The 14,687-nt window shown below is 59.1% G+C and carries 10 protein-coding genes; 7 read left to right on the top strand and 3 right to left on the bottom strand.

Annotated elements, in window-relative coordinates; translation table 11 throughout:
- Window positions 1-10: 10 nt before the first annotated feature.
- A complete protein-coding gene (locus tag AC5SEO_RS11185; RefSeq protein WP_013636595.1) occupies window positions 11-2,395 on the bottom strand; it encodes a bifunctional diguanylate cyclase/phosphodiesterase in 2,385 nt (794 codons plus the stop codon).
- Between the two features lie 306 nt (window positions 2,396-2,701).
- Window positions 2,702-3,313 (bottom strand): 50S ribosomal protein L25/general stress protein Ctc, encoded by a 612-nt coding sequence (locus AC5SEO_RS11180; RefSeq protein ID WP_013636594.1) that lies wholly within the window; start codon window positions 3,311-3,313, stop codon window positions 2,702-2,704.
- 300 nt (window positions 3,314-3,613) lie between these two features.
- Here AC5SEO_RS11180 and AC5SEO_RS11175 point away from each other — a divergent pair, with 300 nt between their 5' ends.
- From AC5SEO_RS11175 to adh, 3 genes are all read left to right on the top strand, one after another.
- Window positions 3,614-5,698 carry a putative bifunctional diguanylate cyclase/phosphodiesterase gene (locus AC5SEO_RS11175; protein WP_026330768.1) on the top strand — a complete coding sequence of 695 codons (2,085 nt, stop codon included), beginning with the start codon at window positions 3,614-3,616 and terminating at the stop codon, window positions 5,696-5,698.
- A gap of 107 nt (window positions 5,699-5,805) precedes the next feature.
- Window positions 5,806-6,765, top strand: coding sequence for a helix-turn-helix domain-containing protein (locus tag AC5SEO_RS11170; protein ID WP_013636592.1), 960 nt, complete (start codon window positions 5,806-5,808; stop codon window positions 6,763-6,765).
- Window positions 6,766-6,938: 173 nt separating this feature from the next.
- On the top strand, window positions 6,939-8,456 hold the full coding sequence (gene adh / locus AC5SEO_RS11165) for an aldehyde dehydrogenase (protein ID WP_003513477.1): 1,518 nt from the start codon (window positions 6,939-6,941) through the stop codon (window positions 8,454-8,456).
- 143 nt (window positions 8,457-8,599) lie between these two features.
- Here adh and AC5SEO_RS11160 read toward each other — a convergent pair whose 3' ends face one another.
- Window positions 8,600-10,867, bottom strand: a complete 2,268-nt coding sequence (locus AC5SEO_RS11160) for a methyl-accepting chemotaxis protein (RefSeq protein ID WP_174068555.1) — start codon at window positions 10,865-10,867, stop codon at window positions 8,600-8,602.
- A 190-nt stretch (window positions 10,868-11,057) separates the two neighbouring features.
- Here AC5SEO_RS11160 and AC5SEO_RS11155 point away from each other — a divergent pair, with 190 nt between their 5' ends.
- From AC5SEO_RS11155 to AC5SEO_RS11140, 4 genes are read left to right on the top strand one after another with little or no spacing between them, the layout of a single operon-like run.
- Window positions 11,058-11,897, top strand: coding sequence for a glycosyltransferase family 2 protein (locus AC5SEO_RS11155; RefSeq protein WP_035251843.1), 840 nt, complete (start codon window positions 11,058-11,060; stop codon window positions 11,895-11,897).
- A 20-nt stretch (window positions 11,898-11,917) separates the two neighbouring features.
- Entirely contained in the window at window positions 11,918-12,205 is a 288-nt protein-coding gene (locus AC5SEO_RS11150; protein ID WP_019565216.1) for a lipid-A-disaccharide synthase N-terminal domain-containing protein, read from the top strand.
- The gene (locus AC5SEO_RS11145) at window positions 12,180-13,688 is read left to right on the top strand and encodes an ArnT family glycosyltransferase (protein ID WP_174068554.1); all 1,509 of its coding nucleotides are present in this window, start codon (window positions 12,180-12,182) and stop codon (window positions 13,686-13,688) included. The genes AC5SEO_RS11150 and AC5SEO_RS11145 overlap by 26 nt, the downstream gene beginning before the upstream one ends.
- Window positions 13,678-14,526, top strand: coding sequence for a phosphatase PAP2 family protein (locus tag AC5SEO_RS11140; protein ID WP_174068553.1), 849 nt, complete (start codon window positions 13,678-13,680; stop codon window positions 14,524-14,526). Before AC5SEO_RS11145 ends, AC5SEO_RS11140 begins: the two co-directional genes overlap by 11 nt.
- Window positions 14,527-14,687: the final 161 nt, after the last annotated feature.

Genomic DNA, 14,687 nt, shown 5'->3' with positions numbered 1-14,687 from the left:
TCCCACCCGTTTACGCCTGTCGCGCCGCGGCGCGGTCTGCGCCGTTATCCGCATTCAATGCAGCGATCAGCCGTTCGATGGGCTGCGGTCGCGCAAAATAATAGCCCTGTCCGTAATCCGCGCCTATCACTGTCAGAAGCTCCTTCTGCTCTTCCGTCTCGACGCCTTCGGCGATGACGGAGCAATTCATCTTGTGTGAGATTGCGGCGATACCCTCGACCAGCATGCGGCTGCGCTGCCTTATCTCCACCGTGTCGTCGCAGATCGAGCGCGTGAAGGACTGATCGATCTTGACGATGTCGACCGGAAAGCGGCTGAGATAGCTTAGCGACGAATAACCGGTGCCGAAATCGTCCAGCGCGATGCGGCAGCCCAGCTGGTGAATGGCATTGAGGATCGCCCGGATTTGCGGATCGTCCTTCATGATGACTGCCTCGGTTATCTCGATAATCAGCCGTTTGGGGAGAATGCCGTAGCGGTGAAGGACGCCGGCGATACGGGTCGGCAATCCCGGTTCGAACTGCAGCGGCGAAAAATTCACCGCCACATAGGATTGCTCCATGCCGGGCAGGTGCGACAGTCTGGCCAGATTGGCGATTGACTGGTCGAGGATGACATTGCCGATGCGATGGATGGTACCGTTTTCTTCCGCAAGGCTTATGATCGTGGCGGGAGAAAGCAATCCCTTTTCCGGATGGTTGAGACGCAACAGTGCCTCGAAACCCGCCGTCTGGCCGGTTGCAAGATCTTGAATCGGCTGGAAATAAGCCTCGAACCAATTGTCGGAAAGCGCCTGCGCGATATCCCGTTCCAATTCCGCATGTTCGCGCGCCCGGTCCATGATCGAGCTGTCGAAGATCTGCGAGCCGTTCTTGCCCGTTCTCTTGCGGGTATACATGGCCATGTCGGCATTCTGCAAAAGTTCGGACGCGCTTGCGGCATGCAGCGGGTAGATCGCCATGCCGATGCTGGCGCTGAGACGGATGCTGTTGCCTTCGATCTCGAAGGGCGTGTCCAGCATGGTGCAAATCCGCTCGCAGAACAGCTGGGCGCGCTCCTCCACCTTGTCGCCGGCAAGCAGGATGGCGAACTCGTCGCCGCCCAGACGCGATGCGCTGTCCAGCGGTGTCAGCAGTGGTTCGATTTTCAGCGTGAATTCCCGCAGAACCGCATCGCCCGCCGCATGGCCGAGATTGTCGTTGATGGCCTTGAACCGGTCGAGGTCTATGAAAAGGCATGCCAGTTCGCTGCCGTTCCTGTCGGCGTCACGGATCTGTACGTCGAGAATGGCCTCGAAACCCTGGCGATTGAAGAGGCCGGTCAAATGGTCGGAAATAGCCTGCTGGCGGTTGCGCTTTTCCGACTGGCGCAACTCCGTCACGTCAGTCATGACGCAGAGATATGTGCCCTGATGTGCGTTGCCGGAATCAAGGGCTTTTTCAAGGATGAGGGCGTCCATAACGCTGCCATCCATGCAATGAAAACGCACCGTGATACCCGCATGTGCGGCGTCGGGCGAATGTTGCGCCGCCTTGCGCTGCAGGAAAAGGGACCGGTCATCCGGGTGGATGAGGTCGGCGAAATTCAGGCCGAGTATTCTGGCCCGATCATAACCTGTCGCCTGCACCCAATAGTCGCTGACCGCGGCAATCCTGTCGTATCTGTCAAGCGAGAACAGCATGGCGGGTGTGCGATTGTAGATTTCCGTCTTCCGCTCATGGGCATGCTTGATTTCCAGCTCTTCCTTTTCAAGCTGGGTCTGCATTTCGTTGAAGCTTTTTGCCAGCCTGCCGATCTCATCCTTCGAGCGCCAGTCGACATGGTGGCGGGAGCCGACGCGGCGTGTCGCTTCTATCGCTGCCGCCAGCCGCATCAGCGGACGGATGACCATGAAGCGGTTGCCGGCGATGGCCGCAAGAACGGTGGTGAGAATGGCGAGAATGAAAATTGTGATGAAGGCCAGTTCGGTGCGGCTGAGAGAGGTCAGAAGACCGATATCGTCGTAATAGACTGTCAGTTGCCCGACGGTGACGACACCGTTTGTGCTTTTGTAGGTCACTTCGCGGGTCGTGGAGGCTGCATCCTGAATGATGTCGCTGCCGGCCGTCTGGATGATGTCCAGCTGGCCAGAGGTATCCTTGACCTCGACCATGCGGATCACGGGGTCGGAAACGAGGGTGCCGGTAATCTGATTTATGGTGTCGTCGTCGAGATCCCATAGCGGGCGGGCGAGCGCCTGCGCATTGGTTGAAAGCAGGATCTCAAGGTGATTGCGCTGGCTACGGATAGCCTCGTGATAGGAGAGGGTCAGCAAAAGGGTGAAAAGCGGGGCGACCACTGTGAGAAGTGCACCGGAAACAATCGCGATAAAGCGACTTTCGACGGAATGAGCCATGTTCTATTGCAGTACCCTCTACCCCAGATAACTGCGCCCCGTTTCCGCCCCGTCCGGAGAGACATCCTTGAGGTTTTCGGCAACGGCCTTGTATCCTCACTGTATTTCTTCAACCCGTCCGGTGTTTTCACGATAACGCAATGGGCATCGTTTCATGGAATTGTTAATTCACGCTGAAACGGGACCGGCATCCTGCACGCGGCGAGAGGTTTTTGCTTTTAAAGTTCATAAAAACTAAAAGGCCCGTTCCGAAAAACGGAACGGGCCTTTTAGCTCAAATCTATCTGGCCTTATGGCCGCAGATTATTATTCAGAAGCTTCGCCGGCTTCTTCTTCTTCTTCAGCAACGCCGCCAGCCGGAGCAACGATCGTTGCGATCGTGAAGTCACGGTCGGCGATTACAGGCGAGATGTTCTTCGGCAGCTTCACATTCGAAATGTGAACGCTGTCGCCGATCTTCAGACCGGAGAGATCAACCGTGATGAATTCCGGAATGTCGTTGGCCGGGCAGTGGAATTCCACCGTGTGGCGAACGATGTTCAGAACGCCGCCGATCTTGATTTCCGACTTTTCTTCGTTTTCGAAGTGAACCGGAACTTCAACGTTGACGAGCGTGTTGCCCGAAACGCGCAGGAAGTCGACGTGCATGGTGAAGTCGCGGACCGGATCAAGCTGGTAGTCCTTCGGCAGGACCTTGATCTTCTTGCCGTCGACGTCGATTACCGCCACAGTCGTCATGAAGCCGCCAGCGTGGATACGCTTGGTTACTTCGTTGGTCGACAGAGCGATGGAAATGGGGGCCTGCTTGTCACCATAGATGACAGCGGGAATCAAACCGTTGCGGCGAAGTTCACGAGAGGACCCCTTACCAACTCGTTCGCGCGCCTCGGCCTTGAGCTCATACGATTCTTTGCTCATGGCAATTCCTTTCGAGGTTATATGGAGAGTTCATGCCCGCGGGCGCTGAACTGGAGAGGCTAAAAGCCATCTCGCCCGCGTTGCCTCCAAGGGTGTCTACACGGGTGCGGGCGCTATAATACAAACGGAAGACAAAGACAAGAGCGGCCGTTTTCCACGGATGCTATGCTGTGATTTTATTAGACTTGTCTAATTCACTCGTGCATTGCAACTTTTAATATATGCTTATCCATTCATATAAACCGGCTGCAAACTTGGCAAGTGATAAGGCTGCCTGGAATTCCAATTGCGTAGATGACAATGCTTAAAGTTCTCCAGTGCCTTACCGTCGATCATGACTTCCGATACACCACAGCAGCGGTCCTCGTCTGCATGCTGGGGAGCTTCGTCACGATGCGTCTTTTCTCGAGGGCGCGTCAGGCGAGGGGTTGGCAAAAGGTCAACTGGCTGTTTCTGGCTGGGGTCAATGGTGGTTCGGCGATATGGACCACCCATTTCGTGGCGATGCTGGGTTATGTCGCTGCCGGGGAGGTGGGGTACGATCCCTATCTGACCGGGCTTTCGCTTCTTATCGCCATTGCCACAACGACAACCGGCTTTGCCATTTCCGCCTATGGCGGACGCACAGCCCTGGTGGAAGCGGGTGGTGCGACAGTCGGTCTCGGTATTGCGGCCATGCATTATACCGGCATGGCTGCCTATCAGATCCAGGGCATGATTTTCTGGAACCAGACCTACGTCATCGCTTCGCTGGTGCTCGGGGCTGTATTCGGCGCGCTCGCGGTCAATCGCATCGCGCGCCCAGTCAACCGGTTTTGCCAATATAGCTCGGTTGCGTTCCTCATCCTGGCCATCGCCTCCATGCATTACACCGGCATGGCCTCGATGTTGTTCGAGTTCGATCCGCGCATCGTCATTTCGGAAAGTCTGCTGCCGCCCGCCATCATGGGTGGGGGCGCCATCGCCGTGACGCTTCTCCTGCTGGCGCTCGGGCTTTCCACCTATGTCATCGACGCCCAGTCCACCCAGCAGGCGGTCGCCCGCTATCGTCATCTTTCGTTGCACGATCCACTGACGGGCATTCCGAACCGCGCGGCATTTATCGAACATCTCAACCGACGCACGCGCCATCTCTCCATGGGCGCACACACGGCGCTTTTGTCCATCGATCTCAACCGCTTCAAGGAAATCAACGACGTTCACGGCCATGCGGCGGGCGATGCCGTGCTGCGCGCCATTGCCGACCGCGCAAGTTCCGTTCTGAAAGCCGGGGAGTTTCTGGCGCGTATGGGCGGGGATGAATTCGTGGCAATGACCCATTCCTATTATACCCGCGCCGATGGTGCGGAATTCGCCCAGCGGCTGATCGAGCAAATCAGCAGGCCGGTCGAATGGAACGGGCAGACGTTTTCGGTCGGCGCGAGTGTGGGCATATCGGTGCGCAATACCGGCGCCATTGACGCCGACACGCTGATGGCGCAGGCCGATGTCGCCATGTATCGGGCAAAAGGCGGGAATTCCGACACGATCTGCTTTTACGACAAGTCCATGGATGAAGCCGCACGCGAACGCAACGCGCTTGCCGTGGCCATGCGCAGCGGTCTCGCCAACAGCGAGTTCGAGCTTTATTACCAGCAGCAGAATGATACCAAGAGCGGCAGCATCGTCGGTTTCGAGGCGCTGTTGCGCTGGAAACATCCGGAACGCGGTATGATCTCGCCCGTCGAATTCATTCCGATCGCGGAGCAGACCGGCTTTATCGTCGAATTGGGCGAATGGGTTCTGCGCGAAGCCTGCGCGCAGGCGGCTCTCTGGAAAAAATCGCTTTCCATCGCCGTCAATGTCGCCCCGCAGCAGCTTGCGGACAATGATTTCCCCGAGAAGGTCGAGAAGATTCTTAGGGAGACGGCGCTTGCACCGGAGAGGCTTGAGCTTGAAATCACCGAAGGCAGCATCATCGCCGACCACCGCCACGCGCTGATCACGATCCGCAAACTCAAGGCGCTCGGCGTCAAGATCGCCATGGACGATTACGGCACGGGCTATTCCTCCCTGTCGACCCTGCAGAGCTTTCCCTTCGACAAGATCAAGATCGACCGGGCCTTTATCGATGGCCTGTCGACCAATGTTCAGTCGGAGGCGATCGTTCGCTCCACGCTCATTCTGGCGCATAGCCTCAATATTCCGGTGCTTGCGGAAGGTGTCGAGACCAAAGCCCATATCGAGTTCCTTCGCCGCGAAGGCTGCCTGCAGGTGCAGGGCTTCTTCTTCGGCAGGCCCGGTCCCTTGACCTCCATCGCCAATCTCGTCGACGACACGTTCCTCTCGACGGAGGACGAGCCGGAGGTCACCACCACCGGCCAACGCTATTTCAAGGCGGTATGATATCAGGCGCAGCCCGCGGTTGCGCTGACGGATGCAGGTCGCAAAGTTTTTAGTTGAAACGTGAACGCTTCCAGCGCACCATTGCCGAAAAGCTTTGGGAGGAGCGAATGCCGACAGACATCGCCCATGCGGACCGCGTGTATGAAACAGCGCGCCAACGTTCCGCAGCCGCAAGTTCTCCGATCATCGCCTCATGGCGCCGTTGCATGGTCACGCACCGTCTTGCGCCGGAGGAAAACCGCAAGCCGATCTTTCTTACCGACGTCGAATTCCGCCGCGCACGCGAAAGTGCGGCGGGCCTGATTGCCGAAAGCACGGATGAACTCGACCGCATTTTTCACAGTGTCGGCAAATCCGGCTGCTGCCTGCTTTTGACCGACGCCCAGGGCGTCGCGCTGGAGCGCCGGGGTGCTGCCGGCGACGATCGTGATTTTCGGGCGCTCGGTCTCTGGTCCGGCGCCGTCTGGAGCGAAGCGAGCGTCGGAACCAACGGTATTGGAACGGCACTTGCCGACGAACGTTCGGTGGTGGTCTATCGCGACCAGCATTTCTTCACATCGAACACGGAACTCTGCTGCACCACGGCCCCGATCCGCGACCATACCGGCCGGGTGACGGGCGCTCTCGATATTTCCACGTGCCGCGACGACATCAACGAAATGACGTTTTCTTTCGTCACGCAGGCGGTGCGGGATGCCGCGCAGCGTATCGAGGGCAATCTCTTCCGCCGGGCCTTTCCCGGCGCGCGCATCGTCGTGGTGCCTACGGGTTTCAGTCCGGCACTTTCGTTGCTTGCCGTCGATCAGGACGATCTCGTGCTTGGGGCGACGCGCGCGGCGCGCCTTGCGCTGAAGCTCGATGACCATCGCATTGCGCAGGGGCTGCCCGCCGCCGATGTGTTGCAGGAACAGCGTCACGACGGCGGTTCCGATCTTGAGGAGGCGGAACGTTCGGCTTTGCGCCGGGTTCTGTCGCGCACCAATGGCAATGTCACGCAGGCCGCGTCCCTGCTCGGCATCAGCCGCGCCACGCTTCATCGCAAGATGAAGAAATTCGACGTGCATTGAGGCTATCCGAGACAATACCCGCTCAATTCAGCGGGATCGGAGCGGGTTTGTCGCAGATGTGAGACAATGTGCGCTGCGGAACCGCGCGGTGCCACTACCCGCCACGATCATCTAGGCCCACCTTCCTGTCATGCGGTCCGTCGCGGATCGTTTTCATCAGGGAGGATGAAATCATGAATATTCAGGTTCAGCACAAAGCTGGCGAAGCGCCCTTCAAGCTGAAATACGGAAATTTCATTGGCGGCAAATGGGTGGAGCCGAAATCCGGCCGCTACATGGACAATCTGTCACCGGTAACGGGTCACAAGATTTGTGAGGTTCCGCGCTCCGATGCGGCCGATATCGAACTCGCACTGGATGCCGCCCACCAGGCGCGGGAGAAGTGGGGCAAGACGAGCGTTACCGAACGTTCCAACATCCTGCTCAAGATCGCCCAGCGCATCGAGGACAATCTGGATCTCATCGCACGGGCCGAAACCTGGGATAACGGCAAGCCGCTACGCGAGACCACCAATGCGGATATTCCGCTGACGATCGACCATTTCCGCTATTTCGCGGGCTGCATCCGCGCGCAGGAAGGCACGATCGGCGAAATCGACAATGACACTGTCGCTTATCATTTCCATGAGCCTCTCGGTGTCGTTGGCCAGATTATTCCGTGGAACTTCCCGATCCTTATGGCCGCATGGAAACTTGCACCGGCACTCGCCGCCGGCAACTGCGTGGTACTGAAGCCGGCGGAACAGACGCCTGCTTCTATTCTGGTGGTGATGGAGCTTATCGAAGACCTGCTGCCGCCTGGCGTGCTCAACATCGTCAACGGCACTGGTGTTGAAGCGGGCAAGCCGCTGGCGCAGAGCAAGCGCATCGCCAAGATCGCCTTCACCGGCTCCACCCCGGTCGGCAAGGAAATCATGCGTTATGCGGCCGACAATGTCACAAACATCACGCTGGAACTTGGCGGCAAGTCGCCGAACATCTTCTTTGCCGATGTGATGAATGAAGACGACGCTTTCCTTGACAAGGCGCTTGAAGGTTTCGCCTTCTTCGCGCTTAATCAGGGCGAAGTCTGCACATGCCCGTCGCGTGCGCTGGTGCATGAATCGATCTACGACCGCTTTATGGAAAAGGCGATCAAGCGCGTTCAGGCCATCAGCCAGGACGACCCGCTCAATCCGTCGACCATGCTGGGTGCGCAGGCCTCGCAGGAACAGTTCGACAAGATCATGCGCTATCTGGATATCGGCAAGAAGGAAGGCGCAAAGGTTCTGACTGGCGGTGACCGCAAGACGCTTACGGGCGATCTTAAGGACGGCTACTATATTCAGCCGACGGTCTTCGAAGGCAACAACAAGATGCGGGTTTTCCAGGAGGAAATCTTCGGTCCTGTCGTTTCGGTCACCACCTTCAAGACGGTGGAAGAAGCGCTCGAAATCGCCAATGACACGGTTTACGGTCTTGGCGCTGGCGTCTGGAGCCGCGATACCAATATCGCCTATCGCGCTGGTCGTGGCATCGAAGCGGGCCGCGTGTGGACCAATTGCTACCACGTCTATCCGGCCGGTGCCGCCTTTGGTGGTTACAAGCAGTCGGGCATCGGTCGCGAGACCCACAAGATGATGCTCGATCACTACCAGCAGACCAAGAACCTGCTCGTATCCTACAGCCCGAACAAGGTTGGCTTCTTCTGAGTTCCTCCCCGGAAGCCGGCGACGGATCGTCCTGATTTCCGGCCGCCGGCGAGTTCCCAGGGGCTTCGGTCCCTGGGAACCCGGATGAAGTTCAGCAAAATAAAAGGCCGGAGGTTTTGCCTCCGGCCTTTTTTTGCTGCGGACTATGCCGCGTAACGCTGGTCGCGGTTTCGGGTGGCACCTACGGAGAACTGGCCCACCTGTTCGGTCAGGCCATCAGCTTCGCTTGCGAGCGAGAAGGCCGCAGCCGTCGTTTCCTCCACCATCGCCGCGTTCTGCTGCGTCACATGGTCAAGTTCGTTGACGGAGGCGTTGATTTCGCCGAGGCGGCCGGATTGTTCGCGCGAAGCTGTGGCGATTTCACCGATCTGATCGTTGACCGACTGGATGCGTTTCTGGATCTGCTCGAGGCTTTCTCCGGTTTTCAGCACCAGTGCCACGCCGCTTTCCACATCGCCCGCAGAGGTGGCGATGAGCGTCGTGATATCCCGTGCGGCAGCCGCCGATTTCTGCGCGAGTTCCCGCACTTCCTGTGCCACGACCGCAAAGCCCTTTCCGGCCTCACCGGCGCGGGCGGCCTCAACTCCGGCGTTCAGCGCCAGAAGATTGGTCTGGAAGGCGATCTGGTCGATGACGTCGATGATCTGGCGGATCTTGGACGACGACGTCTCGATACGCTCCATGGCGACGATCGCTTCTTTGACGACAGCGGTGGATTTATGGGCATCCTGCATGGTTTCCGCCGTCGTTCCGACTGCGACGTCGCAGCGGGAGAGGGAAACGTTGACGGCCTGCGTCATGTCTCCAAGTGCGGCGGCTGCTTCCTCTAGGGCGGCCGCCTGGCGTTCCGTGCGCCGCGACAGATCTTCCGATGCGCTTTTCAGCTCGCCGGAGCCTGAGCGGATGGCATTGGCGCTTTCGCCGATGCTTGAGATCGTCGCATCCAGCCCCGCTATGGAGTTGTTGAAATCGACGCGCAGATGGTCGAGCGACGGCACGAAAGGTTTTTCAATGCGAAGATCGAGCCTGCCCGCAGCAAGATTGGCAAGGCCGGTCGCAAGCGCATCGACTGCTTCTTCCAGCTCCTTCGCACTTCTTGCCTTTTCCATCTCACGCTGGGCACGTTCCTCGTCCAGTTCCTCGCTTTTGCGATGGGACTCGGTTTCCATGCGCTGCTTGTCGAGAATGCCCTGGCGGAAGGATTCCAGTGCGCGCGCCATGGTGCCGATTTCGTCGCCACGGGAAACGGCCTTGATCTCAATATTATGGTCACCACCGTTCAGACGTTCCATCAACCCGGCAAGGCCGGTCAGCGGCTTGGTCAAGCTGGTGGAAACGAAAATGCCGATGAGTGTCATGACGGCAAGCACCGCAAGTGTCGCAAGCGTTGCCCAGAAGGCGAGATCATTGGCCGCTGCCAGCACCTTGCTCTCCTGCTGGCCGATGGCCAGAAGATGCTTCTGTCCGAAAACGGAGACCGGACGATAGGCGTAGAAGATGCTGCCCGCAGGGGTCTTCGCCATGACCGTTCCGGCTTCGCTGGCACCTGTAAGTGCCGCGAGACTTTCGGAAACGGCGACTCCAGCCCCACCGGAGAGCACGCCCGCGCGAAGTTTGCCGTCAGCGCTCAGAAGAACGGCGTCGTCGATGGACTTGCCGGTTTCCTCAGGTGTTACCACCGCACCGATACGGTCTGCTGAAATGCGCATGATGACGGCGCCCTTGCGCTGCAACTGGCCCCAGTTCGAGACTGCAAGCGGCATGCCGATCAGGGCCGAGTCATTGGTGCTGTCATCGTTGAACCCAGTTGTGCTGATGACACCGTCCTTGCCGGCCTCTATGCGGTCGAACAATTCCTTGATCGTGCTGTTTTGCGGTTCCGTCACATTGGTCAGGAAGTTCTTGCCCTTGGTCACGGAATAGATAATGAGGCCTGCCTTGTCGATGACGTAGATGTCGCTGACCCGGGTGTTGCGCCAGACGCTGGCAATGGCCGCGTTGATCGTGGCGTGGCGAATGGCATAGAGCAGCCGCAAACCTTCACCGTTGAAGGAGGCGCGCTCCTCCTCGGATACGCCCTCGCGGCGGAATGCCTGAATGATCGCATCCTTTTCCGTCGGTACGACCGTGGTCATGGTTTCCAGCGCCTGAGCGATCGCAGCGTTCTGCGACAGCTCGGAAATGCTTTGTTCGACGCGCAGCGTATAGGCATCAAGCTGTTTGGACTGGTTTCCCGCAACCGTCTCGAGCCTGATCTTGCTGGCGTCGATCAGGCCGGACTTGCCCATTTCGTATGACAGCAGCCCAACGGCCAGGCACGAAACCAGCGTCGCGCCCGTGACGAGCGCTGCGAATTTGGCTTTGATTGACAATGATTTAGCTGTGACAGCAGTCGGATTTGCACCCGGCATCCTGTTTCCTCCCCCCAAAAGAACGTTGCGGTACCGTCGCAACAATTGTTTACGGTCGCGTTAAGCTTGGCGGGGAATTGTATGATTATTTCCCGCATACCGTGAAAAAATCCAAGGCCCTGGCCGGCCATTCTCCGTAATAAAACTGCAATGGAACGGGCGCATACCGTGCGAAGTTCAACGGCTGTTCATATTCATGCAAGCTTTTCGCGCTCCTGCTCTTGCCACTATCGACGATGTTTGCGGAACACCCGCGGCTGGATATGACGGAGCCCCTTTGAGATCGATCCCGGATTTCGCGGTTATCGTACCCATGCACAATGAGGAAGCGAGCGTGGAAACGCTTGTCGCTGAGATCGTCGCTGCCTGCCAGCCGGTCGGTCCGTTCGAGATTATCGTGGTGGACGACGCATCTTCCGATCGCACGGCGGATGTGGCGCTTTCGCTTGCCGGGCGTTATCCGATGCTGCGGCTGGTGCGGCATGACCGGCAGGGCGGGCAATCGGCTGCGATCCACAGCGGTGTGCAGGCAGCGCGCGCGCCGGTTGTCTGTATGCTTGACGGAGACGGGCAGAACCCGCCGGACAATCTGCCGGCGCTTCTTGCGCCGCTTCTTGCCTCGAACGCGCCGAGCCGGCTTGCGCTTGTGGCCGGGCAGCGCGTCGGCCGGCGCGATACGCTTGCAAAACGTCTTTCCTCCCGCTTCGCCAATGGCTTGCGGGCGCGGATATTGAAGGACGGCACGCGGGATACCGGCTGCGGCCTCAAGGCTTTCCGTCGCGACGCCTATCTCGCCCTGCCCTATTTCGATCACCACCACCGCTATTTTCCGGCGCTCTTCAATCGCGACGGCTGGCAGGTTGCCCATGTCGACGTCACGCACCGGGCGCGCCTCCATGGCAATTCCCATTATACCAATATCGGCCGCGCGCTTGTCGGCATCCACGACCTGATCGGGGTTGCCTGGCTGTTGCGGCGGCGCAAGCGGGCAAGTTGGGCCGAAACCTTCAAAACGGAGACATCGCCGTGAACGCACCGGCCTTATGGTCCATGCTGCATGTGAACAGCTGGAAGGAATTTCTCTGGGTCTGCACCGGCTTTATGGGCCAGATGCTGTTCACCATGCGTTTTCTGGTTCAATGGATTTCGTCGGAACGGGCGAACCGCTCGGTCATTCCGGTAGCCTTCTGGTATTTCTCCATCGTCGGCGGTCTTGTGCTGCTATTATACGCGATCTGGCGTCGCGATCCCGTTTTCATTCTGGGACAGGCCTCCGGCCTGTTCATTTATGCCCGAAATCTCTGGTTGATCCATGCAGAACGCCGCCAGCATGCATGAGGCCGCAGCTCTGCCTTACGCGCAGGCGAATGAGCAGCGCCAATGGATGACGTTTGCGCTTGCGGCAATCGTGCTCGTCACCGTGCTGCGCGTCCTCGGGCTTGCTTTGAACCGCACCGATCTTTTCGTTGATGAGGCGCAATATTGGCTGTGGGGCCGGGAGATGGCGTTCGGCGCCTATTCCAAGCCACCGCTGATCGGCTGGATCATTCGCGCCGCCACCACTCTGAGCGGCGGCGAGAGCACCTTCGACGTGCGGCTCGCCGCGCCGGTCATCCATGGCATAGCGGCCGCGGCGATCCTTGCGCTCGGGCGCATGATCTATGATGCGAAGCTCGCCTCGCTTGCCGCTGTCATCTACCTCACGCTGCCCGCCGTGACGCTCGGCAGTCTGCTGATCTCGACCGATACGCCGATGATGCTGTTCATCGTGCTGTCGATGATCTGCGTGCGCAAGCTCGCGGAAGCACGCGCTGCCGGTGTGTCCGCGATGCTCTGGAGCATTGCGCTCGGTCTAAGCTTCGGCCTCGGGCTGATGTCTAAATATGCGATGATCTATTTTCTGCCCTGCTTCATCGCTGCAGGCTGGCTGTGCGTGGGCTGGCGCATCCGTTGGCGTGACGCCGGTATTGCTGTAGTTGTCTGCGCCGCCGTCATCGCTCCCAATCTTTGGTGGAATGCTGCGCATGATTTCATGACCGCGCGCCACACGGCGGACAATGCCAACTGGCATGGCGTTAAGCTGAAAATTGGTCCGGCGCTCGAGTTCTTCTTCTCGCAGGCGGGTGTTGTCGGGCCGTTCGTCTTCATCGGCATGATCGTCGCGACGTTCAGGGCGAAAACCGCTGAAACCCGGGCGCTTGTCGCCCTTTCGGTACCGATCGTGCTTCTGATCACGGCACAGGGGCTGATGTCGCGGGCGCTCGCCAACTGGGCGGTGGGGGCTTATGCCGCGGGCGTGCTTCTGGCGGTGCCTGTCCTGGCATCCCGGCGTTGGCTAACCGTTTCCAGCCTTGTGCTCGGCGGCATCGTTGCCATCGCACTGCCGCTGATGACGATTGCCGGAACGGAATTGCGCTTGCCGAATGGCGACCTGGCGATGAAGCGCTATCTCGGCAGCTCGGAGCTTGTGTTGACCGGCATTTCAAGGGCGCGAGAGGCGGGGGCGGATGCAATCGTCGCTGCAGATCGCTCCATTCTGGCCGAGCTTTTTTATCAGCTGCGGGACGAAAAGCTGCTCATGCCGCGCGCTCTGCCTGAAACCGGCGTTCCTTCCAGCCACTACGCGCTTCTTTACCCGCTGAAAGCCGGAGAGGCGACAAATCCCGTCTATCTTGCGAGGGCGGACAGCCTGCCGGGCTGTCTCGATGGCCAGGCGCCGCTGTCGACCTGGGTTGCCGGGCCGGGCTCGTTCGAGGGCGAGGAAATCGGTCTCTGGCGTCTGCCGCCACAATGCATCCCGAGGGTTGCCGATGGACAATGATCTTTCGCATATGCGGATCACGATCTGGGTTACGTTCGCCACATTGGCGCTCGTCATCCTGTTCGCGACCTTCCCGTCCATCGACCTCGAGTTTTCTTCCCTGTTTTTCTCGCCCGAAGCGCGCCTGTGGGCTGGAAGCCTGCCGGTTCCGGAATGGTTTCGCGATACGTTGCGGGAGTTAACGGAACTGGCCGCACTTCTGGCCTTCATCGTTCTGGTCGGCAACATCAGGCTGGGCGCGCTGCAGCGCACCGGCTGGCGCGTCTGGGCCTTTCTCTGCGGGCCTGTGGTGCTCTGCGCCGGGCTTCTGGTAAACGGGGTGCTGAAGGCCAATATCGGCCGCGCCCGCCCGTTCAGCGTCAGCGATTTCGGTGGACATCAGCTTTTTACGCCGCCTTTCCAGTTCAGCACGCAATGTTATTCAAACTGTTCGTTTTCCTCCGGGGAAACGGCGCTCATAGCGAGCTTTTTCCTGCCGCTCTGCGCGCTTGTCTGGAACCGCCTGCAATGGGGCGGGCGTCTTTTCATGGGGAGCACTGCCGCCGGCGCCATCATCCTCATGTCCGGTCTGCGTATTGCAGCTGGCGGGCATTTTCTCAGCGATGTGGTGATGTCCGTGCTGTTTTCCGCCCTGACGACGCTGTTCCTTTACCGGGCGCTGGCAATTGCCCGTCATCGTCATCTGTTTACCGGCGATGCCGTTACGGCCGATGCCACCAGCCTTTGGCGCAATGGCAGCCATGCTGTTCGCACCCGCGCTCGGCGCTGGTGGCCGAAAATCAAGGCCGCCGCCACACGGCTGCAACGACCGCCGGATGCGGGCACGGCATCTTCCTGAGTGGTGCAGATGGAGTGCTGCGATCTGTGCGGATGCTGAGATAGCTGGCAAAGTTGATAAGCTTTCTTCTCATCATGCCAATCTTTAACCAGCATCCAGCCACGGCGCGGACGCGCCGTAAGAAAGGGTCTCACGCCATCAAAGACTTGATCGCACTGGAC

This window comes from Agrobacterium sp. K11, assembly GCF_059429395.1.
Note: the sequence above shows the minus strand (reverse complement) of the source record. Positions and strands in the feature narration are given on the sequence as shown.

What these genes read in the sequence shown, in the direction of transcription:
- AC5SEO_RS11185 (WP_013636595.1), bottom strand. Translation starts at nt 2,395, where the DNA reads ATGGCTCATTCCGTCGAAAGTCGCTTTATCGCGATTGTTTCCGGTGCA.
- AC5SEO_RS11180 (WP_013636594.1), bottom strand. Translation starts at nt 3,313, where the DNA reads ATGAGCAAAGAATCGTATGAGCTCAAGGCCGAGGCGCGCGAACGAGTT.
- AC5SEO_RS11175 (WP_026330768.1), top strand. Translation starts at nt 3,614, where the DNA reads ATGCTTAAAGTTCTCCAGTGCCTTACCGTCGATCATGACTTCCGATAC.
- AC5SEO_RS11170 (WP_013636592.1), top strand. Translation starts at nt 5,806, where the DNA reads ATGCCGACAGACATCGCCCATGCGGACCGCGTGTATGAAACAGCGCGC.
- adh (WP_003513477.1), top strand. Translation starts at nt 6,939, where the DNA reads ATGAATATTCAGGTTCAGCACAAAGCTGGCGAAGCGCCCTTCAAGCTG.
- AC5SEO_RS11160 (WP_174068555.1), bottom strand. Translation starts at nt 10,867, where the DNA reads ATGCCGGGTGCAAATCCGACTGCTGTCACAGCTAAATCATTGTCAATC.
- AC5SEO_RS11150 (WP_019565216.1), top strand. Translation starts at nt 11,918, where the DNA reads ATGCTGCATGTGAACAGCTGGAAGGAATTTCTCTGGGTCTGCACCGGC.
- AC5SEO_RS11145 (WP_174068554.1), top strand. Translation starts at nt 12,180, where the DNA reads ATGCAGAACGCCGCCAGCATGCATGAGGCCGCAGCTCTGCCTTACGCG.
- AC5SEO_RS11140 (WP_174068553.1), top strand. Translation starts at nt 13,678, where the DNA reads ATGGACAATGATCTTTCGCATATGCGGATCACGATCTGGGTTACGTTC.